24 protein-coding genes are annotated in these 24,117 nt (G+C 62.2%); 7 read left to right on the plus strand and 17 right to left on the minus strand.

What is annotated here, in order from left to right:
• Nucleotides 1-3: 3 nt before the first annotated feature.
• Entirely contained in the window at nt 4-552 is a 549-nt protein-coding gene (ubiT, locus tag ATN84_RS16820; protein WP_068882826.1) for a ubiquinone anaerobic biosynthesis accessory factor UbiT, read from the minus strand.
• 96 nt (nt 553-648) lie between these two features.
• Between ubiT and ATN84_RS16825 the strand changes: the two genes are divergently transcribed.
• Both ATN84_RS16825 and ATN84_RS16830 read left to right on the plus strand, forming a co-directional pair.
• Complete coding sequence (locus tag ATN84_RS16825) at nt 649-2,169, plus strand: UbiD family decarboxylase (protein WP_068883522.1); 1,521 nt, start codon at nt 649-651, stop codon at nt 2,167-2,169.
• Nucleotides 2,166-2,738, plus strand: a complete 573-nt coding sequence (locus ATN84_RS16830; protein ID WP_068882827.1) for a UbiX family flavin prenyltransferase — start codon at nt 2,166-2,168, stop codon at nt 2,736-2,738. The genes ATN84_RS16825 and ATN84_RS16830 overlap by 4 nt, the downstream gene beginning before the upstream one ends.
• On the opposite strand, the gene ATN84_RS16835 is transcribed toward ATN84_RS16830, so the two are convergent.
• The 8 genes from ATN84_RS16835 to ATN84_RS16870 all read right to left on the minus strand — a co-directional run bounded on the left by ATN84_RS16835 (nt 2,733) and on the right by ATN84_RS16870 (nt 12,269).
• Nucleotides 2,733-3,731, minus strand: a complete 999-nt coding sequence (locus ATN84_RS16835) for an FAD:protein FMN transferase (RefSeq protein WP_082766343.1) — start codon at nt 3,729-3,731, stop codon at nt 2,733-2,735. The two genes, ATN84_RS16830 and ATN84_RS16835, sit on opposite strands and share 6 nt — an antisense overlap.
• Before the next feature lies 1 nt (nt 3,732).
• Nucleotides 3,733-4,284: a nitrous oxide reductase accessory protein NosL gene (locus tag ATN84_RS16840; protein ID WP_068882828.1), complete on the minus strand. Its 552-nt coding sequence runs from the start codon at nt 4,282-4,284 to the stop codon at nt 3,733-3,735.
• On the minus strand, nt 4,281-5,111 hold the full coding sequence (locus tag ATN84_RS16845) for an ABC transporter permease subunit (RefSeq protein WP_068882829.1): 831 nt from the start codon (nt 5,109-5,111) through the stop codon (nt 4,281-4,283). Before ATN84_RS16845 ends, ATN84_RS16840 begins: the two co-directional genes overlap by 4 nt.
• The gene (locus ATN84_RS16850) at nt 5,108-6,022 is read right to left on the minus strand and encodes an ABC transporter ATP-binding protein (protein ID WP_068882830.1); all 915 of its coding nucleotides are present in this window, start codon (nt 6,020-6,022) and stop codon (nt 5,108-5,110) included. The genes ATN84_RS16845 and ATN84_RS16850 overlap by 4 nt, the downstream gene beginning before the upstream one ends.
• Nucleotides 6,019-7,404: a nitrous oxide reductase family maturation protein NosD gene (locus ATN84_RS16855; RefSeq protein ID WP_425287415.1), complete on the minus strand. Its 1,386-nt coding sequence runs from the start codon at nt 7,402-7,404 to the stop codon at nt 6,019-6,021. Before ATN84_RS16855 ends, ATN84_RS16850 begins: the two co-directional genes overlap by 4 nt.
• 5 nt (nt 7,405-7,409) lie before the next feature.
• The gene (gene nosZ / locus ATN84_RS16860; RefSeq protein ID WP_068882831.1) at nt 7,410-9,332 is read right to left on the minus strand and encodes a TAT-dependent nitrous-oxide reductase; all 1,923 of its coding nucleotides are present in this window, start codon (nt 9,330-9,332) and stop codon (nt 7,410-7,412) included.
• Nucleotides 9,333-9,350: 18 nt separating this feature from the next.
• The gene (locus tag ATN84_RS16865; protein WP_068882832.1) at nt 9,351-11,660 is read right to left on the minus strand and encodes a NosR/NirI family protein; all 2,310 of its coding nucleotides are present in this window, start codon (nt 11,658-11,660) and stop codon (nt 9,351-9,353) included.
• A 165-nt stretch (nt 11,661-11,825) separates the two neighbouring features.
• A complete protein-coding gene (locus tag ATN84_RS16870; protein WP_068882833.1) occupies nt 11,826-12,269 on the minus strand; it encodes a pseudoazurin in 444 nt (147 codons plus the stop codon).
• Between the two features lie 130 nt (nt 12,270-12,399).
• On the opposite strand from ATN84_RS16870, the gene ATN84_RS16875 reads away from it, so the two are divergent.
• Nucleotides 12,400-13,110, plus strand: coding sequence for a Crp/Fnr family transcriptional regulator (locus ATN84_RS16875; protein WP_068882834.1), 711 nt, complete (start codon nt 12,400-12,402; stop codon nt 13,108-13,110).
• 1 nt (nt 13,111) lies between these two features.
• Here the strand turns inward: ATN84_RS16875 and ATN84_RS16880 are convergent, their stop codons facing one another.
• The 7 genes from ATN84_RS16880 to ATN84_RS16910 form a co-directional block, all read right to left on the minus strand.
• Entirely contained in the window at nt 13,112-14,308 is a 1,197-nt protein-coding gene (locus tag ATN84_RS16880) for an NnrS family protein (RefSeq protein WP_068882835.1), read from the minus strand.
• 14 nt (nt 14,309-14,322) lie between these two features.
• Nucleotides 14,323-14,778, minus strand: a complete 456-nt coding sequence (locus ATN84_RS16885; RefSeq protein WP_068882836.1) for a group III truncated hemoglobin — start codon at nt 14,776-14,778, stop codon at nt 14,323-14,325.
• Nucleotides 14,775-15,110 carry a metal-sulfur cluster assembly factor gene (locus tag ATN84_RS16890; protein WP_068882837.1) on the minus strand — a complete coding sequence of 112 codons (336 nt, stop codon included), beginning with the start codon at nt 15,108-15,110 and terminating at the stop codon, nt 14,775-14,777. The genes ATN84_RS16885 and ATN84_RS16890 overlap by 4 nt, the downstream gene beginning before the upstream one ends.
• Nucleotides 15,107-15,631 carry a DUF2249 domain-containing protein gene (locus tag ATN84_RS16895; protein WP_068882838.1) on the minus strand — a complete coding sequence of 175 codons (525 nt, stop codon included), beginning with the start codon at nt 15,629-15,631 and terminating at the stop codon, nt 15,107-15,109. The genes ATN84_RS16890 and ATN84_RS16895 overlap by 4 nt, the downstream gene beginning before the upstream one ends.
• Nucleotides 15,628-16,992: a hypothetical protein gene (locus tag ATN84_RS16900; protein WP_068882839.1), complete on the minus strand. Its 1,365-nt coding sequence runs from the start codon at nt 16,990-16,992 to the stop codon at nt 15,628-15,630. Before ATN84_RS16900 ends, ATN84_RS16895 begins: the two co-directional genes overlap by 4 nt.
• 154 nt (nt 16,993-17,146) lie before the next feature.
• On the minus strand, nt 17,147-18,313 hold the full coding sequence (locus ATN84_RS16905; protein WP_068882840.1) for an NnrS family protein: 1,167 nt from the start codon (nt 18,311-18,313) through the stop codon (nt 17,147-17,149).
• Nucleotides 18,314-18,336: 23 nt separating this feature from the next.
• Nucleotides 18,337-18,609, minus strand: a complete 273-nt coding sequence (locus tag ATN84_RS16910; protein WP_068882841.1) for a DUF2249 domain-containing protein — start codon at nt 18,607-18,609, stop codon at nt 18,337-18,339.
• Between the two features lie 191 nt (nt 18,610-18,800).
• Between ATN84_RS16910 and hemN the strand changes: the two genes are divergently transcribed.
• Nucleotides 18,801-20,153 (plus strand): oxygen-independent coproporphyrinogen III oxidase, encoded by a 1,353-nt coding sequence (gene hemN / locus ATN84_RS16915; protein WP_068882842.1) that lies wholly within the window; start codon nt 18,801-18,803, stop codon nt 20,151-20,153.
• Between the two features lie 12 nt (nt 20,154-20,165).
• On the opposite strand, the gene ATN84_RS16920 is transcribed toward hemN, so the two are convergent.
• Nucleotides 20,166-21,077, minus strand: coding sequence for a LysR family transcriptional regulator (locus tag ATN84_RS16920; protein ID WP_068882843.1), 912 nt, complete (start codon nt 21,075-21,077; stop codon nt 20,166-20,168).
• Nucleotides 21,078-21,376: 299 nt separating this feature from the next.
• On the opposite strand from ATN84_RS16920, the gene ATN84_RS16925 reads away from it, so the two are divergent.
• Genes ATN84_RS16925 through ATN84_RS16935 form a run of 3 tightly spaced genes read left to right on the plus strand, consistent with a single transcriptional unit; the run spans nt 21,377 to nt 24,115 of the window.
• Nucleotides 21,377-22,585 carry an ABC transporter substrate-binding protein gene (locus tag ATN84_RS16925; protein WP_068882844.1) on the plus strand — a complete coding sequence of 403 codons (1,209 nt, stop codon included), beginning with the start codon at nt 21,377-21,379 and terminating at the stop codon, nt 22,583-22,585.
• Nucleotides 22,586-22,611: 26 nt separating this feature from the next.
• Nucleotides 22,612-23,412 (plus strand): ABC transporter ATP-binding protein, encoded by an 801-nt coding sequence (locus ATN84_RS16930; RefSeq protein ID WP_068883526.1) that lies wholly within the window; start codon nt 22,612-22,614, stop codon nt 23,410-23,412.
• On the plus strand, nt 23,405-24,115 hold the full coding sequence (locus ATN84_RS16935) for an ABC transporter ATP-binding protein (RefSeq protein WP_068882845.1): 711 nt from the start codon (nt 23,405-23,407) through the stop codon (nt 24,113-24,115). Before ATN84_RS16930 ends, ATN84_RS16935 begins: the two co-directional genes overlap by 8 nt.
• Nucleotides 24,116-24,117 lie beyond the last annotated feature (2 nt).

A 24,117-nucleotide genomic window follows, 5' to 3' on the forward strand; every position in this document is an offset into this window, starting at 1 on the left:
GTTTCAACTCCTGTCCCAACGCGTCAGTGTGAGCCCGGTCAGGTGGGACGCCGCCGGTACCAGGCTTCTTGCGATCCGCTCGATCCCTTCACCCTTCGCGCCAAACATCGCCACCATCTCCGCGACGAGATCGAGTTCCGCATCGTCGAGCGCGTTGCGCAGCGCCAGCACCGCCTCCGTATCGCCCTCGATGATGATATCGCGCGAGAAGAAGAGGGCATCGCCATCCGCCTCACCATGGATCATGCCAAGGAGTGCGCTGAGCGTACCGGCGATCCGCGCATCCCAGACGCCGGAATTTTCACGGCGCAGCGCCTTGATTCGCGGCCGATCGCGGGAGGGGATCATTCGAAAAACGAAGGGAAAATCGGTCGGATCGATGAGGAAGACCTTGTCGCCCTGCGTGCCAAGCCGGGCAAAAAGGTCGGGTTTGCGCCGCCCGACGCTTTCCACCAGCCGCTGGAGAGCGAATTCGAGAGGAGCCAGAGGCAGTGGCGAGAGGATAAGCCGGACCGCACCTGGAAGGGCGGGAAGAGCATGTTCATCATTCATGACCGCAGCATGCAGGAAAAAAGCCTCATGTCTTTGCGCTGGCGCAAAGACATGGAACGGGCGGGAAGGGCATGGAAGCCACCTGAGGAAAAATCCATGCCCTTCCGCGATCTGCCCCCTTTCAGGAACCTGCGTGATTTTCTCGCCCATCTGGTGGCGGAAGATGACCTCGCCTCCATCGCGGCGCCGGTCTCGCTCGTCCATGAGATGACGGAAGTTCATCGCCGCGTATTGATGAACGGCGGCCCGACTCTGCGCTTCGACCGAGCGACAGGTGCGAATGGCGAGCCAGCGACCATGCCCGTCGTCGTCAATCTCTTTGGAACGGTCCGCCGCGTCGCTGCCGGTCTCGGTATATTGCCCGAACATCTTCCCGCCCTCGGCGAGGCGCTCGCCGCGTTGCGGGGACCGCAGCCTATCAACGGCCTGCGCGATGCGATGAGCCGCTGGCCCATGCTCAAGGCCGCACTGCGCACCCGCGCGCAAATCATATCGCGTCCGCCGGTGCAGGCCGTCATCCGCCGCGGAGCCGATGTCGATCTGGGCCTTCTGCCGATCCAGACCTGCTGGCCGGGCGAGCCAGCACCACTCATTACCTGGCCGCTCGTCATCACGCGCCCGCCACATGCCGATCCCGCCGATGTTGCGAGCCTGAACGTCGGCGTCTACCGCATGCAGGTGCTCTCCCGCGACCGCCTGATCATGCGGTGGCTCGCGCACCGCGGCGGCGCGGCGCATCACCGTGCCTGGACGGCGCTAGGGGAGGACACACCGGTCGCCATCGCCATCGGCGCCGATCCTGGCACCATGCTCGCAGCCGCCCTGCCCCTCCCGGAAACGCTGTCGGAGATGAGTTTTGCCGGCCTCATTCGCAGCGAGCGCCCGCGCGGCGCTCCCGCCGTCACCGTGCCGCTGATGGTCCCAGCCGATGCCGAGATCGTCATAGAGGGTTGGGTATCCGCCACCGAAACAGCACCAGAAGGCCCCTATGGCGACCATACCGGATATTACAATCAGGTGGAAAAATTCCCCGTAATGCAGGTGACGGCAATCACCACCCGTAACGACCCTCTCTATGTCTCGACCTTCACCGGCCGGCCGCCTGACGAGCCGTCGATCATCGGCGAGGCGCTCAATCATCTGGCCGTTCCGCTCATCCGCCAGCAGATGCCGGAGATCGCGGACATTCATTTTCCGCCGGATGCCTGTTCCTACCGGCTGGCGGTGGTGTCGATCCGCAAATGCTATCCCGGCCAGGCGCGCCGCGTGATGGCGGGTCTCTGGGGAATGCTGCCGCAGTTCAGCTATACCAAGGGCATTATCGTCGTGGACGACGATATCGACGTTCGCAGCGGCGCCGATATCCTGTGGGCCGCCTCGACGCGCGCCGATCCTTCGCGCGACCTCATGCTGCTGGAGCGCACGCCGATCGATTATCTCGATTTCGCCTCACCGGAACCCGGCCTCGGCGGCAAGCTCGGGATCGATGCCACCACCAAGGTCGGCGCCGAGACGATCCGCGAATGGGGCAAGCCGCTTATCATGCCTATCGAAATTTCCAGAAAAATCGATGCGCTCTGGCCGTATCTCGGCCTTCAGGCGCGAGCGGAGAAATGACGGTGCGTGTCGTGGTCGGGATCAGCGGCGCTTCGGGCGCCGCCATCGGGGTGCAGATCGTCTGGAATCTCCTCAATATTAGCGCCTCCGTCGATCTCGTCATCTCTGAAGCCGCCGAACGCACGATTGCTGAGGAGCTCGGCCGCGATGCCCTCGCCGAAATAGACGCCCTTCCCGTGCGCCGGCATGATGCTTCAGATATCGGCGCGGCAATCGCCTCGGGCTCCACCCCCACATCAGGCATGATCGTCGCGCCCTGCTCCATGCGCACGCTATCGGCCACCGCCCATTCGCTTTCCGACAATCTTCTGGTAAGGGCGGCCGATGTGCATCTCAAGGAGCGCCGTCCGCTCATCCTGATCGCCCGCGAAACGCCGCTGCATCTCGGCCATCTCCGGGCAATGACCGCGGTGACCGAGATGGGCGCGATCGTCATGCCGCCGGTGCCGGCCTTCTATTTGAGGCCAACTGGCATTGACGAGATTGTCGAGCAAATCGCACGTCGTGCCGTCGATCTATTGCGGATTGCACCGGCGACGGCCACTGCGTGGGACGGTACGAACCTATAGATTTTCCGTTCGCAATTCGGTGATTTTTCCATCGAAATCGATGAAAAAAACGTCGATCTTTCTCATTTTCTGCACCACCTCGCGCGCTTGTTCCGGCTCCATCAGGCTGAAAGCGGTAGAGAGCGCATCCGCCTCCTCGGCGCACCGCGCCACGACGGTGACGCTTGCATGGCGTCGTGCGGAAAGACCGCTCAGGGGATCGAGAAGATGATTGTGGCGACCGCTCTCCTCGAAACGAAAGCCGAGCGGACTTGATGTGGCGACCGCCCGGTCCGTGATTTCGAGAATCTTCGCCACCTCACCACTGTTGAGCGGATTATCGATTCCCACCCGCCAGCCACTGCCGTCGGCGGCCGTACCAAGCGCCCGGCACTCGCCCAGATCGGCGAGGCATGAGGTCAGTCCCGCTGCCTTGATCATGTCGATGATGCGGTCGGTGATAGCGCCCTGCGCAACCCCGTTCAGCGTAAGCCCCATGCCCGGTTTCGCGAAGGCGATGCGATTGCGGTCTGCCATCACACCGTCGAGCCCGACATTCGATAGCGCGACGGCGACGCATCTCTCCAACGATCCTTCGCTTGTCCCGGAAGCGAAATACTGCCGATAGGCCTCCCACAATGGCTGAACGGTCGGGTCGAAGACGCCGCCGGTGATCTCCCGATAGTTACGGCAGGCGTCAAGCAACGCCACCAGCTCCCGGGACGGGGAATCGATGGCGCAGTCCCGGTTGAGCACGGCCAGTTCGGAATCGGGAAGATAGAGACTGAATATCCGTTCGAGCCGCCGGATCTCCGCCTCGATCCTCTCGATCAGGCGATGCGCCTCTGCCGGGTCTGGATGATTGAGCGTGAGGCTTGCGGTCGCACCGAGCGCCCTGCCCCGCCACTGAACGGCGGTGGGGACGGCAGCCTGAAGACGGGCGGGCAGCAAGGCAAGTCCCGCCGCTGCGGCGCTGATCTTGATCATGCGACGACGCGAAAGCCTGGGGTGCATGTCACATCTCCTCTCGTCCCGTTGTGGTGGTCGACATACTCGTCTCCATCTCGCTTCCGCTGCCCAGAATGTAGTTTCTGGGTATCTCAGCCAAAGTGACAACCAGACCGCCATGCTGCTGCGAAAAGGCCTTGGCGGCGGCTTCGGTCGAGAAGGGCACCGCCTCGTCGGCGCCCATGCCGCCCTTCACCTCGCTTGCGATGACGAAGAAAGCCTTCGAGGCATCAACCCAGTTGTCCGGGCCGGGCTCCTCCCAGCTCGGCGCGTTGGCCATGTCAGAGACGAAAACGCCCCGGATGTCCTTCGCCTCCTCCGGCAGCATGGTGAAGGCGATGGCATCGCGCGCGGAAGAGAACCAGATCGGATGCTCAAAGCTCGCCACGATAGCCTGTCCCTTTGGACCCGGATGCTCCAGCACGTTCATGCCGCAATAATGGCCGAGCGCCTCCTCCGTCAGTGAAAAAGGCGTGGGGGGCGCATCCGCCTCACGCTGGCAGGCCTGCAGGGAAAGCGTCAGCGCCGCCATTGCGACGGCCAGCAGGAAACGTTTCATAATTCTCTCCGTGAGAAGGCCAGACCGGCAAAGGCGAGCGGCAGGAGGATCCAGACGGCGAGTGCCGCAAGCAGCGCCGGCGCGGTAAGAACGCTGCTGTCGGCGAGCCCCGACATGCCCGCCAGCATGCTCACAGAACCGGAACCGGCGAGATTCAGGAGCCGGTAAACATCGGCGGGGTTGAACAGCAGCACGGCATCGAGCACGGACGCCGTGATCACGCGGCCCTGATCGACGACCAGCACGCCGAGGAGCGCCATATCGAACAGGAGCACGAAGAAGAGCCACACGCCGATGGCGACGCCGGCCGCAGAGCCCCGGTTGGCGGAAAGCGCGCTAATCAGATAGCCGATGGCGACGAACACGCCGCCCAGCACCACCGACGAGCCGATCATCGCGGCAAAGGCGGTGAGGCTCCCGAGATTGACCGATGTGCCGGTTAGCGGCAGTGATGCCGCAGCCAGACCGTAGCCGATGGTGGTGGCGAAGGCGAGAATGGCGATATGTCCGATGAATTTGCCGAGCAATATCTGCCAGCGGGTAAGCGGATAGGAGAGCAGAAGCAGCATCGTTCCCCGCTCCACCTCGCCCACCAGCGCATCATGCGAGATCAGCAGCGCGATGAGCGGCACCAGGAAAATCGTCAAGCTGGAAAGGCTTACGATGACGATGTCTAGCGGCTCCACCCCGACATTGCCCGTCGGTGCGCTGCCTAGGAAGGTGAGTGTCAGCGCCAGCGTCGCCAAGAGCGCGGTAGCTGCGACCACCCATCTGTTGCGCAAGCCCTCCTGCACCTCTTTCAAGGCGATGATGAGAATGCTCTTCATGCCGCCCTCCCATTAAGAAAATGCGCGTAAAGCTCGTCCAGCGAAGGCGGCAGCACGTCGATATCGAGAACCTGGTCCTCGAGCGCCGCCGCATGATGGATGAACTGGATCTTCTGCGAGGATGCCAGATTCACCTCGATCGTCGTGTCGCTCAGCCGCCGGTGGCAGCCATTGAGTCCGAGGTGCGTTTCCACCTGCTGCAATTCGCCGGGAGCCGTCCGCAGGCGGATGCGCGATGGCATGCTGGCGATCCGGCGCAAATCGTCAATCGAGCCGTCCGCAATCTTGCGGCCCTGATCCATGATCACCACGCGATCGGCATAGCCTTCCATCTCGGCCAGCGCGTGCGAGGAGATGAGAACGGTGCAACCCTCGTCCCGCAGCGCCCGCACGATCTCGTAGAAATGCTGTCGCAAGGCGGGGTCGAGGCCCGTCGTCGGCTCGTCCAGGAGGAGAAGCCGCGGCTTGCCGATGAGCGCCTGGGCAAGCCCGAGCCTCTGCCGCATGCCTTTCGAATAGGTGCCGACCCGCCGGCCGCCCGCTTCACCGAGCCCGACATGTTCGAGCAGATCGCGGACCACGCCGCCGCTCTCTCCCTTCAGCCTGGCGTAGAAGGACAAGGTTTCGCGGCCCGTGAGCGCGAGATTGAACGCCACATTCTCCGGCAGGTAGCCGAGGCTGCGACGCACCTCCGCGTCGCCCCGCGCGGGATCGCTTCCAAGAACGCAGATTGTCCCCGCATCAGGGCGGATCAAGCCAAGCACCAGCTTGATCAGCGTCGTCTTGCCAGCCCCGTTATGGCCGACGAGGGCGATCGTCTCGCCTTCTTCCAGCACGAGCGAAAACTGGTCCGTCGCTACGCGCGCGCCATAGCGCTTCACCACGGCGTCGAGTTTGACATTGGATGTCATTGAGAAACCTCCATCGCTGGAACCGGCGAACTCATGAGGGGATGGCTATCGACCACGCCGCCCGGCAGCACGGCCGGGAACTGCGCCTGAGCCCAACGGATCACCTGGGTGGCAGGGCTCGTCAGCAATATCTTGGCGCGCGGCGCGGTCCACAGAACCTTGTCGACCAGATCGTTCGGCCGGTACGGATTGTCGGCCAGGCCGTCACCATCCAGATCGAAAGCGGGATTATCGCTCCAGAAATTGCCACGGCCGTCGCTCGACCAGTCGAGGTTTCGCGTGCCGACATATTTCACTTGGGTTTGGTTCGCGATGAAGGCGTTGCCGAAGATCGCGTTGCCTTCCGAGCCGGCGGTGAAATGGATGCCGATCTCGCAGCCCTCGAAGCGGTTGCCGTGGAAGCGGTTCTTGTTGGCGTTGTACATGAAGACGCATTTCTGCGGCCCGAGGCGCATACCACCCGCCGGCTGAGCAGGGCCTGCGTCTTGATCAGCCGCCGCAGGCGCATGCGCACCGGCAAGCCTGCCGGCATTCTTCCAGCGCTCGGCCGATTGCAGCCGCCCGATCACCACATTGCCGGAAATCTCGGAGCCGTTCGCATAGTTGAGGAGCAGGCCGTGATCGCGGTCGCCACGGGAGCTATTGCCGGCGATGGTCAGCCTGTTGGAATACATGATCGCGAAACCCACCGCATTGCTCTCGGAGCGATTATCGCGGATTTCGCTGTCGTTGGTGTACATGTAATGGATGGCAAAACGCAGGTCGCGGAAACGGTTGCCCTCGAAGAGATTGTGCCGGCTGCTCACCACGTAGATGCCGTCGCGGCCGAAGCGGATATCGTTGCCGATCACCTTGGCGCCCAGCGCATTCCAGACCGAGATGCCGTTGCCCGCCTCGTTGGATCGCCCCTCGCGAATGCCGGTGATCCTGTTGCCGCGCGCGACTGCATCCCGGGCGCCATGGAGATAGACGCCATAGAGATTGCCAACGATATCGTTGTTTTCCACCATGCTGCCATGCGCGGTCTTGGTCACGAATACGCCAGCATCCATGGCCTCGAGGTCGCGTCCCGAACCGCTGATTTCGAGATTCCGGACGATAACATTCTCGGCCTTGACGACGACGACGCTGCCAGCCCCGCTGCCGAGAATCCGGGCGCCGGGTTCTCCGTCGAGCGTCAATTTCTTGCCGATTTCGACCGGTCCCTGATGATTGCCGCGAAGAAGTACGACGACATCATCCTCCGCCGCCCGGTCGATGACCGCCTGCAACGGTTCGGCGCTCGCGGGCACTTCGATGCGCGCCGCAAAAGCCGGCAGTGCCATGGCGGCGGCAAGAAACGCCGCCGCCACGACCGTGCTTATGAGGCGTTGAAGCCGCATCGCCATCACGCAGGCTGAGGTTCTACGAACATCCGCCCCTTCATCTCCATGTGCATGGCATGGCAGAACCAGGAGCAGTAGTACCAGTAGACGCCGGGCTTCGTGGCTTCAAAGGTAACCGAGGCCGTCGCCTGCGGCCCGATCTCCATATTGATCCCGTAATTGACGATGCTGAAGCCGTGCGTCAGATCCTCGACCTCATCGATATTCGTCACATAGACGGTCACTTCGTCGCCCTGCCTCACCGTGAAACTCTCCAGGGCGAAGGCTGGTGCCGCAGAGGTCATGTAGACACGGACCTTGTTGCCGTCGCGGATCACCTCTCCCGCCGTCATGAGGTCGATGCCATCGGCCTCCGCCTGCTTCACCGCATCAGTGAACATCGGATCGTCGCGCTTCCAGACGCTGACGGGGTTGATCTTTGAGCGATGCACAAGGGTTGCGTCGTGCGGCTCGGCGAAGGTCGGATTATCATGCACCAGCACCATCTCCTCGCCCGATATGTCGATCAGCTGATCGTTCTCGGGCTTCAGCGGGCCGACGTTCAGATACCGGTCCTTGGAGAACTTGTTCAGCGAGATCAGCCACTTGCCGTCAGCTTCCTTGGTCTGGCCCATGGAGGTGTGATTATGGCCGGGCTGATAATGCACATCGAGCTTCTGGCGGATCGGATCGACCTCCTCGCCTTGATAGGCACGCTTGGCGTCCTCGATGTTCCACTTGCAGATCTGGCTGTCGATGAAGAGCGTCGTATAGGCATTGCCCCTGCCGTCATAGGCGGTGTGCAATGGTCCGAGGCCCAGTTCCGGCTCCGCCACAACCGTATCGCGCGGCTCGATCTTGCCCGCGAATAGATCGTCGAACTTGCGCACGTCGAAAACGGTGACGGTCGGCGACAGTTTGCCGTTGGCCACCACATGGATACCATCGGGCGCCGTGTTAATGCCGTGCGGACCGTTCGGCACCGGCACATAGCGCGTATAGGACGAGCCGTGACGGCCGTCGAGAACCGGCACGCCGCCCAACTCCTTGTAGTCGCCCTTAGCGACCGCCGCCTCAATCGCCTTAAGGTCGAAGATGACGACCCAGTCCTGCTCCTTCTCCATCATCTCCGCGAGGTTCACGCCCTCCTCGGAATTGTAGCAGGTGGCGAAGCAGTATTTGCCCTGATAGTCGGCATCGACATTGTCGAGATTGCCGTCCACCATCACCTGCCAGGCGATCTTCATCGTCTCGCCGTCGATGGCCGTGAAGATGGCGTGGTACTTCGTCTTGTCATCCAATACCGAGCCGTCATTCGGGATCGGCGCCCGATCCTCGCCGTTGCAGAAGACATAGCCGGTCTTCGGATATTTTTGGACCCGCAGCCCGTGGACGGTGTGCTGGTTGGGCAGTTGGATGATCTTGTCGCACTTCATCACATCGAGACGGATGCGGCAGACGCGCGTGTTCGCCTTGTCGTTGGCGAAGAGATAGCGGCCGTCATAGGTGCCGTCGGTGAAGGACGGATGCGGATGGTGCAGATCGCCGTTGAGATAGATCCCGCCCCGATCCTTCAGGAACTCGACGGTCTCCGGCAACAGCCCTTCGGTTAGGATCTTGCGGCTCTCATTGGTCTGCCCCCAGCCCGTCGCGCTGCAGCGGTTGAAGACCGGGATGCGCATCATCTCGCGCATGGATGGCGCCCCCAGCACGCGGATTTCGCCCGAATGGCCGCCGGAGAAGAAGACATAGTATTCGTCCAGTTCGCCGGGCTTCACCTCATACGAGCCCGTGGAGGATGCCGCCTGCGCACGCGCCGGCGTGACGAATTCGCCGCCGAGCGTCAGCATCCCGCCCGCGCCGGCCGCACCCGCCGCCGCGATGGCTGCCGTATTCCCCAGAAGCTGGCGCCGGCTCAGCCTGCTCTTGTTTTCTTCTTGAGACATGGGATTCTCCTTGCTTGGTTATCGGGTGGTAGGGGATTGGGCGGGTTCGGGTACCTTCACCGGAACGCCCCCATGGGAGATTACGGGCCGGGTCGGACCTTTCTTGCCGGTCCCCGGCGAGGACAGCGCCTGGAACTTCTCCCGCTTGCGCCTGACCTCGATCATGTGCGGGCAGCGCTGGTCGTCGTGATAGAGTTCCTGGCAGTGCATGCAGTAGATGCACTCGTTGACGTTGATCTGCCCCTCCGGGTGGATCGCCTGCACCGGACATTCCTTGGCGCAGCGGTGGCAGGGCGAGCCGCACTCGGCGTAACGCTTCAGCCAGTCGAACATGCGGATGCGCCCGGGGATCGCCAGCGCCGCGCCCAGCGGGCAGAGATAGCGGCAATAGAAGCGCTCGATGAAAAGCCCTGCGGCAAGCACCGTCAGCGCAAAGACGACGAACGGCCAGTCCCGCGCGAATTTCAGGATGATCGCCGTCTTGAACGGCTCCACCTCGGCATATTGCTCGGCAAGTGCAAGCGAATAGAAGGACAAGCCGAAGAGGCCGAGAAAGATGATGTATTTGATCGGCCACAGCCGCTCGTGCAGGCCGAAGGGGATCTTCACCTGCGGCACCTTCAGCCATTGCGCCAGATTGTTGGTGAGTTCCTGCAGGGCGCCGAATGGGCAGAGCCAGCCGCAGAACGGTCCGCGTCCCCAGAAGAGGAGCGCCGCCGCCACCGATGCCCAGAGCAGGAAGATCAGCGGCGCGGAAAGGAAGAACTCCCAGGCAAAGCCCGTCACCAGCGCGTTGAAGAAGGTCAGCACATTGACGACTGAAAGCTGTGCATTCGCATACCAGCCGAGCCAGACGAGCGTGAAGAGAAGGAAGCCCCGCCGTACCCAGGCGAAGAGCTTCGGCCGGCGTACCAGCGCGTTCTGGAAGAAGAAGATACCGGTCAGGATGACGATCGCCGCGACCGTGATCGCCACGGATACCCTGTTCATCTCCCATATGCGGATCCATAGCGCGATCTCGTCATCAGGCAGGTTGGCCTCGGCCGACCGCGTCTCACCGCTCGGCCCCATGGGTTTCACTTGCGCTGCGGTCGCGATAGGCGCGGCTACCGGTTTCAGAAACCGCTCCGGCAGCTGATAGCCCAATGTGAACGGCATGGTGACCTTGTCGCGTGCGCCGACACGGCGATGCACCAGCAATTGCAGGTCCCACGGTTCCGCGACGCGGAAATCGAAGTCCTCGGGAATTGTGAAGAGCGCGATTTCCTTGAGATGCGGCGCGCCCTCGGCCATGATGTCGCCGAGACGCGTATGATCACGGTCGCGGAAGCGGACACCCTGCCCCGCCTGCAGAAGCTCGATGCGGTCGAAGATGCCGCCGCGCACATAGCCCGACCCCTTGAACGAATAGGCGCCGTCGCCGGCGACGAGGATCGCCTGCTGGTCGGGCTTGAGTTTCTCCTTGAGCCGCTCAAAGCCCGTTTCGCCGAGCAGGCTAAGACCAATGGCTGGCACGCTGACGGGCGCAATGTAGAGGTCGATGAACCGGTCGGTGGGGTTTGAGCTTTCGGGATGTTCGGTCCCCCGCTTCTCGCCGGCGCGCAGGAACTCGTTCGTAACCTCGCCGACCGTCAGGCGCAGAGATCGCACCGCTCCCTCGCCGACGAGCGTCTGCCAATCGGATACGTCTCGTATCGCATCGTTGATTTCGCGCGGCCCCGCCGCCGCCATGCCTGGCGACGGATTGCCGCCCAGCCTGCCGCTGCGGATGATCCTGATGGTGGAGCGGACGACGCTGTCGCCCATGACCAGCACGGTCACGGTGGCGCCGCTGACGATATCCACCTGCGGCGCGGGCAGCTCCCCGGCCGCCACGCGCCCCATATCCGCGCCGATGAGCGCGTTGAGCGAGGCCACGACCTTCGCCTCCGGGATGCCGATCAATACGATCGGCTCCTTGTGATCCGCCAGCTTCAATCCGCGGATAGTCCCCTGCCTGTCGAGGCCGACCAGAATATGAATCGGCTTTCCCGAATAGCCGACCGAACTCGTGAAATCGGAATTGAGATAGGCGTAACCAGCCAGTTCCCCGCCCTTGTAGATCGGCGCGAGCGGCGGCTCCCCTTCGATCTCGCCGAACCGGTCGGCTCCGGGGATCAGTTCGCCCGGCGCGACCCTGCCGATATAATCCGACAATCTGCCGGCTGCCCGCGCGCTGTCCAGCGCAACGAGAGCGGCGAGCCCGGTTACGATAAGCAGAAGCAGCAGCGATCTCTTGATGATCGGCTGCGCTGCTCCTGCAGGATTCTGTATGCGAAACGCGGCCATTGAACTTTCTTCGCCGGTGATTCCCGGCCTATGCGGCACTGGAACGGTTCGGGCGTGACCTTCGCCCGAAGGTGGGGGCCATTCCTTGCGCCAGCGCAAATTCGTTTTCGAAACCGCGCTAAAAGGACGGAGCCGCCGCCCCTGCGGCCCCGTCCCCCCTGTCTCTTAGTTGGCGGCGACTACCTGGCCGAGAAGCTCGGCGAAAACGGCTTTCGCCTTGCCCGGATGCTTCACTTCCTTGGCCGCATCGACATTTTCCGGTGTCCCGACCTCGATGAGAGCGACCATGCCCATGCCGTAATGCGGCGCGCACTTGACGCCATAAAGGCCGTCCTTGGTCAGCGTCACAGCGAACTCTTCATTGATCTTGCCCTTGAAGGGTTCCGCCCCATTCGGGATCATCCCCTTGATGGTTTCCGCGCTATGCCCCTTGTCGGTAGGAATGAACCTGATGGTATCGCCCGGCGCGGCCCTGACGAAATCCGGCTCGAAGACCATGACGCCCTTCTCGCCCTTGTTCAGCATTTTGACCTCGAATTCGGCCGCATTGGCATTCGCTGCGAATAGGGCGGCGGCACCGAGGGTCACGGCGGCAAGGATATTGTTCATCGTTTTTTCCTTTCATGAACGAATTCGCTTGTCCGCGCTTATAATGATCCAGCCGCCGGCAATATTTGCGCTGGCTCAAAATCATGATGGTTAGTCCTGGCTATATGCGGGCGAGAAAATCGGAGTGCCCATGCCAAATCTGGATAAATCGTTGATCGCCGGATTCCCGCCGTTTCAGGATCTCTCAACAGAGGAGATGGAGTTCGTGCTCTCCCATGCGCGCTCGGCACACTATTCCAGAGACAGCGCGATTTTTTCGCAAGGTGAGGTGGCCCAGTCCTTCTTTCTGCTTCTCTCCGGCCACGTCAGGGTCGTCAGAACCTCGCCGGAAGGCGATCAGGTGATCGTGCGCTACATCAATGAAGGAGAGCTCCTGGGGATTGCCATAGCCATGGGGGCCCCCACCTACCCCGCCACGGCGGTGGCGGCGGTCGACTGCATCGTCTTGGCCTGGCCGAATGCGGTCTGGCCGCAGATGCAGGAACGGCTCCCCTCCTTCTGCACAAGCACCTATCGGACGATCGGAACGCGCCTGCAGGAGACCCATGATCGCATTCTGGAGATTTCGAACGAACAGGTCGAGCAGCGCATCGCGCGGGCGCTCCTGCGCCTCGTCCAGCAGGCCGGGCGCAAGTCCGATGAGGGCGTAGCCATCGACTTCCCCATCACCCGGCAGGATATCGCCGAGATGACCGGCACGACGCTGCACAGCGTCAGCCGCCTTCTCAGCGGCTGGGAGAGCGAGGGAATTGTCAAGAACGGAAGGCAGAAGGTGGTCGTCACCGACCCGCATCAGCTCGCGCTCATCGCCGAGAACAGGCATACCCGCCGAAAGGCATAAGTCAGGCGCGCGCCGCCGCCCGCGGGCGCAGCCTTGGCATCGTCAGCGCCTGCCCATAGAGAAGGGCATAGCCGAGAAACGCGACCGCCCAGAGCGCGGCGGATGCATGCAGCATGGCGGTATCGGATGCGAATGCCGCAGCAATGCGCAAGCCCGCTGAAAGCGTGACGCCCAGGAAGATCATGCAGGTGCCGAACCCGGCATGCAGCTCCCTCCCCGTATGCCCCAGCGTGGCGCGCGCCATCACGGCGAGCGTCATCGATCCTATCGCGCCGGCACCGAATGCATGAATGGCCGCAGCAGCCGGAACCGCTTCGGGAAACAAGATCGCAAGGCCTGCGAGCAGGAAGCCGGTGGGAACGAATATATAAGCCACATGAAGGACAAGAACGAGCGGATCGCGTAGCGTCCTGTCGCCGGCCCAACGCGCAAGTCGCAAGAGATTGAGTCCACCCGCAGCGATAAGCGCCAGTCCGACCACCGCTTGTTCGGGCATGAAGGTCCACGCGGCAAGTGTCGCGCCGGAGATTACGATCGCCACGGCGTCAAAGCGGGCGAACGGCACCGGCAGGCGGCCAGGATTCTCCCGGACGAGCCAGTTGCGCGTGAAGCTCGGAATGATCCTGCCGCCGATGATCATGATGAGCACCAGCGCCGCGCCGATCCCGAGCCGCCGGCTGATATCCGTCAGCCCGTTCACATGCGCCTCGATGTGGAAGAGGATATTCGCCATGAAGAGGACGGCAACCGGCGCCAGCACCTTCAGATTGCGCCAGTTGCGGCCGGCGACGATCTCCACGCCGGCGGCCGCCGCAACGGCCAGGAGGAAGGCGCAATCGACCACCGCCGCGACCACCCAGCCGATCTCGGCGGAAAAGAACACAGCGAACCGCCCGGCGAGCCAGATCGCCACCAGCACGAATAGTGGCATCCCCTGCACGGGCAGGCGTCCGGTCCAGTTCGGTATCGCGGTCAAGAGAAAGCCCGTGATGATCGCGGCGAGATAGCCGAACAGCATCTCATGGATATGCCAGTCGACCGGGGCGAACAGGCTTGCAGTCTCGAGCCGTCCGTAGAGAAGCGGCAGCCATATCAGGATCGATAGCCCGGCATAGAGGGCGCCCAGGAGGAAGAACGGCCTGAAGCCGTAGGAGAGGATTGCCGGATAGCGTCCTGGTTTTATTCTGGGTACTGGCATCGTCCTGTCTCATCTCATTCCATGATCGGCTCGATGCCGATCGAGGACTTGCCACGGTTGACCGCAATCGCCAAACGGAAGCTGTGCGCAATCCGCTGCGCCCGCTGCATGAAGAGGGTCGCGACCTCCGGCGGACAGTTGGACGTCACCGTCGCCCGGAAAAGCTTGAGCCATTGACGAAAATGCGCTTCGCCGAGTTCCGGAATCCTGAGATGCGGCGGCAGCGGCCGCCCGTCATAGCGGGATGTCCTGAGCAGTGTGGCGGACCAGAAATCGCACATCTTCGCCAGATGGTCCGGCCACCTGTCGGGCTTTATCGCGCCGTCGAAGATCGGGCCGAGGAGCGCATCCTTGCGGATCGCGCCGTAGAAGCCATGAACCACGTCGTGGATCATCTCCTCGGTCAGGACATCAGGCAGAGGCGCCCCGTCGATGAGGATGGTTTTCGCAGAATTTGCTTTTTCGCTCATGCCTGTCTTTCCGTTTTCTCCGGGATGCCCAGATGCCGCTTTGCGGCGTCGTCCATCATTTCGGGGCGCCAAGGCGGCTCATAGGTGAGCCTTACCTCCACATAGTGAATTCCCGGCACATTCCAAACCGCCGTCTGCACGGCATCCCTGAGATAGGCTGTCGCAGGGCAACCGCGGGTCGTGGTCGTCATCTCGACATAAGCGCCGCCATCGCCGCCGACCGCTATGTCATAGATCAAACCGAGATCGACGAGATTCTCTCCCAGTTCCGGATCGATCACCAATCTGAGCGCATCACATATTGCGTCTTCGAGGAGAGTTGTGGTGCTCATATCCGCCCCTTTTCACCGACGCAGGCGCGGATGACGATCCTGTAGGAACCGTCAGCCTCGAGATCGCCCCGCCATTTATGGCCGCGGTTTTGCAATTCCTCGAACAGGAATAGCGGCTCGCGCGGCAGCAGCGCGGCCAGAGTCTGGCCTGGTACAAGGGCCTCGACGGCTTCGAGCGTGCGGACCATCGGCTCCGGCGGATTGAGGTCGCGATTGTCGAGTTCGACAGAAGGCTCCGGCCATCCCGGCCCGTCTGCGGTGCTAATCATAACGGCCTTCGGCGTCTCGGCCCCCGTGGGCGTAAAGATCACCTCCCAATCGCCGCCGCCGATTTCCCGTGCCGACGGCTCGAAACCACGGGCGGCGAGCACCTGGAAGAGCGGCACCGGTTTGAACGGCGCGAGCAGCCGCAGGCCCTGGCCGGGCGCCAGCGCCGCGACAGCCGCCATGATGGCGCCGAAGGGTTCTCCGCCTTCCTTCAGGATAGGCCTGACATCGAGCTCACAAGGGGATTGGGTCATGATCTTCTCCAGTTAAGCGTCGGCGGCAGGAAAAGGCGTGGCTGCATCGTTCCCGGAGGCAGGCGCCTCTCGGCGGCGATATTCGAAAGCCGGCGAGCGCCGATCAGTTCCACCACGATCGCGACGGTCGCCATGAGCGGCATCAGCGCCAGAATACGAAACAATGTCGGTTGATCCGCCAGCAGCGCTGCCGTGCACACCAGCACGCCGAGGAAATAGACGGCGAACCACGGCATGTCGCGCTTTTCCACCACCATGTCCTGAACACGAGGCGTAGGCTGTCGTCCCATCACCGGGCCATAGCATTCGAGCCAGGTGAGAAACGGCACGATCTTGTAGAGCTGTGACAATCCGAGGCCGGTAAGCCAGCCGAAGGCGATGAGATGGATAAGCGCGCCCACGTGCTGTTCAAGCGTTCCGGTGAGGAGAAGCGCAGCGAACAGCAGAACCGCCAGATAGAGCATGGCAAATGCGCCGAGCGCCGCACTGCTGTTCAGCTCGATGGTCCGGCGCCTGCGGTGGCGATAGAAGAAAGTGAGATCGGCGGCATAAAGGCCGAGGGCCAGAAAGGCGAGCAGGCAAGCCACGGTGATAACGGGACCGGTCCCGACCGCCAGCAGCAGCGTGGCGGGGACGATGAGGGCGATCAACAGCAGGGCAGCGCTTCCGCACCACCACACCCAATATGCGGTGGACCGCTCGCTCTCCGGTGAAAGCATGAACATCGGCAGCAGGCGATAGCTGACGCCGATGGCGGTAAAGCCGAGCCAGCCGCCGAAACCGATGGCGACGTGAATGGTGAGGATATGCGGCCTGAGTTCGATCAATGGATCAAACGGAGAAGTCCCGGACAGGACAAAGGCGAATGAAGCCCCGAGCATCGCGACCACGACGACTGCAAAAAGCCCGACCGCGACGAAACGCGCCGGCAGCGCGAGCGGCCGTCCGGCCCAGAGCGTGACGGCGATCACCCAGACCGCGAGCGCGAAGCCCGACGGCAGAAACACACCCGCCATCGCCAGCAGCGGAAGATCCGCGTCAAACGAGCCGGCCAGCTGCAGGAACCCGCCGAGCAGGCACCCAAGCCCTGTAAGCAAAAGCACGAATGCAGGCAGGACCAGCGCCGGATAGCGCAGCGGCGTGGCCACCAGGACCGGAACGAACTGGAAGAGCGCCCCGCACATGAGGAGGCTGAGCCAGCCGATCGTCACCATATGGACAAGCACCAGCGTCTCCGGCGCCTCCATCGGCGCGGCCGGAAAGCCGTAGCCTGCCACCATCAGCCCCTCCGCCGCAATGAGAAAGACGAGCGCGGCGGCGAAATAGCTCATGGTCCAGCGGGAGATCGCCGCGCCCATCATCACGCGGCCGCCTCATAAGCCAGGGGAAAGCGGTTTGCTGCCGCGGTATCGGACAGGTTGGAAGAAAACGGACCCATGATACTGCCTTTCTCGGATCATTTGGAAAGCATGCCGCGGGTCCGATCTTTTCTCTTTGTCCACCGTCAAACAATTCTCACATGCGACTAAGCGCTGCACTGAATACCGGCCTTTGGACCGGCCCGCTCAAGGCAGGCAGATAGGCCCGGAGAAACAAGGCCCATCCCATCATCCAGCATACGGCGGCGAGCGTGACGGGGTCGACGGCCGTATCAGGAAGCCAGTTTGCGGATATCCTGATCACTGCCGAGAGGCAGACGAGGACGAAAGCGCCAGCCATGACCCGGCTGACGAGAAGCCGGTCTCCACGGCGGATCATAGCGGCCCGCATCATGAAGGTCAGGATCATGGTTCCCATGGCTCCCATCGTCAGCGTGTGTAAGGTGGTGGAAGCCGGTAGGTTTTCCGGGAAGATCGATGCTAGGCCCAGAAGCAGCAAGCCGGCCGGTGTCCACATGAAGGCGACATGCATCATGAAGAGAGCCGGATAGCGAACGGTCTTCACGCTCCGCCATGCGGTCATTCGGGCGAACAGCAGTGCCGACGCCAATATCAAGAGAACACCCCTGGCGAGTTGGTATTCTTTTGTGCCGGGACAGATCGCGCCAAGGACGGCAATGACGGCCACGCGCGACAGCATCGGGCGATCTCGAATGGGAGCCGATATACCCGTCCGCTCAAGCCAATGACGCGTGAAAGCGGGCACTGCGCGGCCGCCGATCAGGATGATCAGCACGGCAAACAGCAATGGGGCCGTGTTTCTGATCTCCATGGCGGTCGCCCCGGCAAGATCGGAAACGGACAGGGCGGCGGCTCCGCCAAACACGGCCGGGGCGATGATCGCCCAAAAGCGACCCCAGACGCCCGCGAATAGGAGATGATAGGCGAGAATCGCCGTCAGGCCCGCAAAATAGGCCGATGCCCCGATGAGACGGACGGCAACCGGCACATAGTCCCCCAACAGGCCGGAGAGGCGCGCTGCAAGCCAGAGAATGGCCATTCCAGCGGCAACGGTTGCGGAAACCGGCCCTCGCTTGATCCAGGCCGGCATGGCAGTCAGGAGATAACCGCCCATCGCCGCGCCGCCCATGCCGAACAGAAGTTCATGGGCGTGCCATGCCGCCCGATCGAGGCCGAAGCCTTCCGGAAGGAACCAGACGGCAGGCGCGGCAAACGCCCAAGCCCCGGCCAGCAAAAACAGTGGCCGATACGGCGCTTCAAGGAAGGAGCCCAGACAAGACATAGACTATCGGCAGGTGCGGCCGATCAGTTGCCGCACGTGCAGTCGCAACCGGAATTTTCGTACCGCTCTATCTCCACGCGCCAGACATCCGGTCCCTGCGCAAGATACTGCCAGTGGAACTGACCGGGATAGCGTGCTTCGATCTGGTAATGCAGTGGCCGGGGATCGTGGTCGCTCACCACATGCATCTGTTCGCCGGGCGCGAGCATGGTCAGCGCCCCGAAAATCCTGGGATGGCGTTCGGCGGGTGCGATGACCCTGACATCGATCAGCGGAATATTCGTGGTGTTCGGCATGACTGCTTCCCTGCGCCTTGTTGTACGACCGGGATAAGAAACCCGGCTCTTTCAGCTTAGGAGATATCCGGCCCACGCTGTTTGCTGCCGGACAAATAGAAACAAAAAACGCTCATCGTTTGAGCTTGCTCAAAGATGGCGTGCCGCCCTCTCTTTATGAGAGATCGCTGTTGAACAAGGCAGAGGACCCGATGTCCCAGGCAATCATGGACAAATACGGCGAAGCGCGGCTGCCGCGCTACACCAGCTATCCGACCGCGCCGCATTTCGCGGCAATGCCGGATAAATCGATCTATGCGGATTGGCTGGGGGCTAGTCCATCCGGCGAGCCAACTTCGCTCTATCTCCACATTCCGTTCTGCCGCTCGATGTGCTGGTATTGCGGCTGCCACACTACAATCACCAAGCGCGAACACCCGATCCTTGAGTATCTCGATGTACTGCATCGCGAGATCGAGCTGGTGGGCCGCGCGAGAAACGAGAGCTTCTGCGTAGGAGAGATCCATTTCGGCGGAGGAACGCCGACCATTATCCGGCCCGGCGAATTCGTCGCGTTGATGGATGCCATCCGCAACAGGCTCGGATGCGCCGAGACGCTCAATGCAGCCGTCGAGATCGACCCGCGCACCTTGACGCCGGAAATGGCCGCAGCCCTGGGAAATGCCGGCATCACCCGCGCAAGCCTCGGCGTCCAGAGCTTCGATCCGGTAGTCCAGAAAGCCATCAACCGGATGCAGAGCATCGAAGTCACGGCCCTGGCGGTGGAGCACCTGAAAAAAGCGGGCATTTGCCGGATCAATTTCGACTTGATCTACGGGCTTCCCCATCAGACGGTGGCTTCCTGCGTGGAGACGGTCGAAGCCGCGGTTGCGATGCGCCCGGATCGCTTCGCGGTTTTCGGCTATGCCCATATCCCCGCCTTCAAAAAGCATCAGCGAATGATCGGTGAATCGATTCTGCCCGATGCGCATGCGCGCAGCGATCAGGCGGAGGCGATCGCCGGGGCTCTCGTGGCGGCCGGTTATCAGAGAATAGGATTGGACCATTTCGCCCTGTCCGATGACGAACTATCGCTGGCCCAGCGCGCAGGGCGGCTGCACCGCAATTTCCAGGGTTATACCACCGACGACTGCAAGACGCTCGTCGGCCTCGGCGCCTCCGCCATCGGCAGATTTGCGGAAGGATATACGCAGAACGAGGTTCCGGTCGGGCTCTATGCCAATCGCATTGCAAACGGCGAACTCGCCATCGCCAAGGGCTATCGCCTGACGGAAGAAGACAGGTTCCGCGCGGCGCTGATCGAAAGGGTGATGTGCGACTTCTCCGTGGATGTGGCAACGATCGCCGGCCACCACGGCTTTGACGCCGCCCTGGTCCTCGAAGGCAATCGCCGGCTGGATGAGCTGAAGCGGGACGGCCTCGTCCAGATCTCGGATGGCATCGTCCGCGTGGAAGAGCACTATCGCTTCATCGTTCGCGCCGTCGCCGCTGCTTTCGATGCCTATCTCGGCAAGAGCGGCCGGACCTTCAGCAAAGCTGCCTGACCCGCCTGCGCGTCAGCCGAGCAGCGCCTCGCCAAGAAACGTCGCCGAAAAGGCGCGCGCCTCGCGCCTGATGAAATCGGTCAGGACGCGGATGCGCGGCGCGGCGACCACGTCGTCGTGGCAGCTCAGCCAGTAATCGCGCAGCAGATGCATTTCCTTTGGCAGGACCGGCACCAGCGCATCGTGCTTGCAGGCCATGTAGTAAGGCAGCACGCACAGGCCATAACCCGCAAGTGCGGCGCTCAGTTGCGCGTGGATGCTGGAACTTTGATAGGCCGGCCGGAGCCCGGGCAGGATCTCGCGCATGTAATCGAGCCCGGGCGTGAACACCATATCCTCGATATAGCCGATGAACGGATGGCTGGAGAGATCCTCGCGCTGGCTGATCGGCGCCGCGCGTGCGAGATAATGGCGCGAGCCATAGATGAACAGTCGGTAGGAGGTGATTTTCTCATGCTGATACGCCCCTGTGCGCGGCGGATGCAGCGTGATGGAAAGTTCCGCCTCGCGCCGTGAGAGCGAGACGATCTGCTGGATGGTGACGACCTCCACCGAGAGGCCGGGATAGGCTTGCGCCATCACGGGCAGGCGCTCGGCCAGAAAGAAATTGCCGAACCCTTCCAGCGTGCTCAGCCGCACCACGCCGGAAAGCGACGCCATGTTGCCGGACGCCTCCGTCTGGAACTTTCCCGCCTCGCGCTCCATGATTTCCGCCGGTTCCATCAGCCTTTCGCCAAGCGGCGTCAGCATGTAGCCGCGTGGATTGCGCTCGAAAAGCTTGGCCGACAGCGCCTGCTCCAGGCGGTCGATCCGCCGGGAGACGGTGACGTGGTTGGTTCTCAGCTTGCGGGCCGCGGTGGATAGCTGCCCGGTGCGCGCCACGGCCAGAAAATATTGCAGATCGTCCCATGTGAACTGCCGCATGACCGCCCCTCCAGCAACTCGGCTTCAAAACCCTTTCTGTACATTTCCGTACAAAGTGTGTTCGAAAATTGTTGTTCTTGTACGCATTTGTCAATGCTAGGTTTTTTAGAACACGTGATAGCCGAGAACGAGAAAAACGGCCTATGATGTGGGAGGAGCAACCATCGTACACCCGTTCCGCGACTGGGAGTGTCGCGGAGCGCGTGGAAAATCATCGTGACACAACCGGCACTATCCGGCTGCTGAAACAGGAGCCTTTCCCGTTTCAACGAGCATTGCATCATTGGGAGGAGACCAAGATGAAGCTATTGGCAATCGCATCCGCTGCCCTGTTGGCCGCAACCGTCATTCCGGCGCAAAGCGCCGAGATTTCCGACGGCAAGGTCAAGATCGGCATCCTCAACGACCAGTCGGGCGTTTATGCCGATTTCGGCGGCAAATGGTCCTATGAAGCCGCCAAGATGGCGGCGGAGGATTTCGGCGGCAAGGTGCTTGACGCCCCCATCGAGATCATCACCGCCGACCACCAGAACAAGCCGGACATTGCGTCGAATATCGCGCGCCAATGGTATGATACCGAACAGGTCGATTCCATCATGGAGCTGACCACCTCGTCGGTGGCACTCGCTGTTCAGGGACTCTCGAAAGAGAAAAAGAAAGTCACCATGGCCACCGGTCCGGCCACGACAGAGCTGACCGGTAAGCAATGCTCGCCCTATGGCTTCCATTGGGCCTATGACACGCATGCGCTGGCTGTCGGCACTGGCGGCGCGCTGGTCGAGCAGGGCGGCGACAGCTGGTATTTCCTCACAGCTGATTATGCCTTCGGCTATTCGCTGGAAGAACAGACCGCCAAATTCGTCACCTCGAAGGGCGGCAAGGTGCTCGGTCAGGTCCGCCACCCGCTGGCCACGACCGATTATTCGTCATTCCTGCTGCAAGCCCAGTCCTCCGGCGCCAAAGTGATCGGCCTCGCCAATGCCGGCCTCGATACGTCGAACGCCATCAAGCAGGCCGCGGAATTCGGCATCGTTGCCGGCGGCCAGCGTCTTGCGGCTCTTCTCTTCACGCTTGCCGAAGTCCATGGCCTCGGCCTCGAGGCGGCACAGGGCCTGACCCTGACCGAAGGTTTCTATTGGGACCGGGACGATCAGTCGCGTGAATTCGGCCGCAAATTCTTCGAGCGCACGGGCCGCATGCCCAACATGGTCCATACCGGCACCTATTCCGCGGTAACGCAATATCTCAAGGCTATCCAGGCGGCGGGCACCGACGAGACCGAGGCGGTCGCCAAGAAGCTGCATGAAATGCCGGTGGAGGATGTCTTTGCTCGCGGCGGCAAGGTGCAGGCGAACGGCCGCATGGTCTACGACATGTATCTGATGGAAGTGAAGAAGCCGGACGAAAGCAAGGAGCCCTGGGATTATTACAAGGTGCTGGCAACCATTCCCGGCGATCAGGCTTATCTCTCCGCGCAGGAAAGCGGCTGTCCGCTGGTTTCGCAATAAGGACCTTGGACATGACGGCCACGGTCATGGCTGACACGGCGAAGATGAAAACTTCGCCGGGTCCCGATCACGAAGGTGCGCGGGTGGTTCTTTCCGCCCGCGGCCTGCGGAAGGATTTTGGCGGCTTCAATGCCGTCAACAATGTCGATCTCGATGTGCATCACGCGAGGGTCCACGCGCTGATCGGCCCGAATGGTGCGGGCAAGACCACGGTCTTCAACCTGCTCACCAAATTTCTGCAGCCGACCAGCGGCACCATCATGCTTTTGGGTGAAAACATCACCAGGACGCCGCCCGCAAGGGTCGCCCGGATGGGGCTCGTCCGTTCCTTCCAGATCTCGGCGATCTTCCCGCATCTGACGGTGCTGGAGAATGTTCGCGTCGCGCTGCAGCGGCCGAACGGCCTCGCCATCCAGTTCTGGCGGTCGATGGGCGCACTCGACGAACTCAACGAGCGTGCGATGCAATTGCTTGAGCAAGTCGGGCTGCAGGACGCACCCAACATGCTTGCCGCGGACCTCTCCTATGGCCGTAAGCGCGTGCTCGAAATCGCCACCACGCTGGCGCTCGATCCGAAAGTGCTGCTTCTCGATGAGCCGATGGCTGGCATGGGCCAGGAGGATGTCGGCAATGTCGCCCGCCTCATCAGCAAGGTGGCGAAAAGCCGCGCCGTCTTGATGGTGGAGCATAATCTGCGGGTGGTCGCCGACATATGTGATCATGTGACTGTGCTGCAGCGCGGCGAAATCCTCGCCTCCGGCGACTACCGCACCGTCAGCCAGGACGAGCGCGTCCGCATCGCCTATATGGGAACCGAGCATGAATAAGGGAAAGCCGCTGCTCGCCGTTCGCGATCTCAACGCCTGGTATGGCGAGGGCCATGCCCTGCACGGCGTCAATCTCGACATCTATCAGGGAGAGACCGTCACGCTGCTTGGCCGCAACGGCGTCGGCAAGACAACGACGCTACGCGCCATCATGGGCATCATCCGCAAGCGTACCGGCTCCATCACCTTCGACGGTCATGATCTGATGCGGCTTCCGCTGCACAGGACGGCCCATACCGGTATCGGCTTCGTGCCGGAGGAGCGTGGCATCTTCGCCAGCCTCAGCGTCGAGGAAAATCTGCTGCTGCCGCCAGCCGTCGCCAGGAACGGCATGTCGATTGAGGAGATATTCGAGCTTTTCCCCAATCTGAAGGAGCGGCGCAACAGCCCCGGCACCAAGCTTTCCGGTGGCGAACAGCAGATGCTGGCCATCGCCCGCATCTTGCGCACCGGCGTCAAGCTTCTGCTCCTCGACGAGCCGACGGAGGGGCTGGCGCCGGTCATCGTGCAGCGCATCGGCGAAGTGCTGGTGACGCTGAAAAAACGCGGCATCACCGTGCTGCTCGTCGAGCAGAATTTCCGCTTCGCGGCCAAGGTCGCAGACCGTTTCTACGTTATGGAGCACGGCCATGTGACCGAGAGCTTCGACGTGGCGGAACTGCCGCAGCGCATGCCGATGCTCAACGAAGCCCTGGGAGTATAACG

This window comes from Paramesorhizobium deserti (assembly GCF_001558695.1).
In the GTDB taxonomy this organism is placed as follows: Bacteria; Pseudomonadota; Alphaproteobacteria; order Rhizobiales; family Rhizobiaceae; genus Paramesorhizobium; species Paramesorhizobium deserti.

Coding starts and splice junctions, on each gene's coding strand:
- ATN84_RS16885 (WP_068882836.1), bottom strand. CDS start 14,778: ATGAGCGAAAAAGCAAATTCTGCGAAAACCATCCTCATCGACGGGGCG.
- ATN84_RS16825 (WP_068883522.1), top strand. CDS start 649: ATGCCCTTCCGCGATCTGCCCCCTTTCAGGAACCTGCGTGATTTTCTC.
- ATN84_RS16895 (WP_068882838.1), bottom strand. CDS start 15,631: ATGACCCAATCCCCTTGTGAGCTCGATGTCAGGCCTATCCTGAAGGAA.
- ATN84_RS16870 (WP_068882833.1), bottom strand. CDS start 12,269: ATGAACAATATCCTTGCCGCCGTGACCCTCGGTGCCGCCGCCCTATTC.
- ATN84_RS16830 (WP_068882827.1), top strand. CDS start 2,166: ATGACGGTGCGTGTCGTGGTCGGGATCAGCGGCGCTTCGGGCGCCGCC.
- ubiT (WP_068882826.1), bottom strand. CDS start 552: ATGAATGATGAACATGCTCTTCCCGCCCTTCCAGGTGCGGTCCGGCTT.
- ATN84_RS16920 (WP_068882843.1), bottom strand. CDS start 21,077: ATGCGGCAGTTCACATGGGACGATCTGCAATATTTTCTGGCCGTGGCG.
- ATN84_RS16850 (WP_068882830.1), bottom strand. CDS start 6,022: ATGACATCCAATGTCAAACTCGACGCCGTGGTGAAGCGCTATGGCGCG.
- ATN84_RS16925 (WP_068882844.1), top strand. CDS start 21,377: ATGAAGCTATTGGCAATCGCATCCGCTGCCCTGTTGGCCGCAACCGTC.
- ATN84_RS16880 (WP_068882835.1), bottom strand. CDS start 14,308: ATGCCAGTACCCAGAATAAAACCAGGACGCTATCCGGCAATCCTCTCC.
- ATN84_RS16905 (WP_068882840.1), bottom strand. CDS start 18,313: ATGTCTTGTCTGGGCTCCTTCCTTGAAGCGCCGTATCGGCCACTGTTT.
- ATN84_RS16855 (WP_425287415.1), bottom strand. CDS start 7,404: ATGCGGCTTCAACGCCTCATAAGCACGGTCGTGGCGGCGGCGTTTCTT.
- ATN84_RS16845 (WP_068882829.1), bottom strand. CDS start 5,111: ATGAAGAGCATTCTCATCATCGCCTTGAAAGAGGTGCAGGAGGGCTTG.
- ATN84_RS16910 (WP_068882841.1), bottom strand. CDS start 18,609: ATGCCGAACACCACGAATATTCCGCTGATCGATGTCAGGGTCATCGCA.
- ATN84_RS16935 (WP_068882845.1), top strand. CDS start 23,405: ATGAATAAGGGAAAGCCGCTGCTCGCCGTTCGCGATCTCAACGCCTGG.
- ATN84_RS16900 (WP_068882839.1), bottom strand. CDS start 16,992: ATGATGGGCGCGGCGATCTCCCGCTGGACCATGAGCTATTTCGCCGCC.
- ATN84_RS16865 (WP_068882832.1), bottom strand. CDS start 11,660: ATGGCCGCGTTTCGCATACAGAATCCTGCAGGAGCAGCGCAGCCGATC.
- hemN (WP_068882842.1), top strand. CDS start 18,801: ATGTCCCAGGCAATCATGGACAAATACGGCGAAGCGCGGCTGCCGCGC.
- ATN84_RS16835 (WP_082766343.1), bottom strand. CDS start 3,731: ATGCACCCCAGGCTTTCGCGTCGTCGCATGATCAAGATCAGCGCCGCA.
- ATN84_RS16890 (WP_068882837.1), bottom strand. CDS start 15,110: ATGAGCACCACAACTCTCCTCGAAGACGCAATATGTGATGCGCTCAGA.
- ATN84_RS16840 (WP_068882828.1), bottom strand. CDS start 4,284: ATGAAACGTTTCCTGCTGGCCGTCGCAATGGCGGCGCTGACGCTTTCC.
- ATN84_RS16930 (WP_068883526.1), top strand. CDS start 22,612: ATGGCTGACACGGCGAAGATGAAAACTTCGCCGGGTCCCGATCACGAA.
- ATN84_RS16875 (WP_068882834.1), top strand. CDS start 12,400: ATGCCAAATCTGGATAAATCGTTGATCGCCGGATTCCCGCCGTTTCAG.
- nosZ (WP_068882831.1), bottom strand. CDS start 9,332: ATGTCTCAAGAAGAAAACAAGAGCAGGCTGAGCCGGCGCCAGCTTCTG.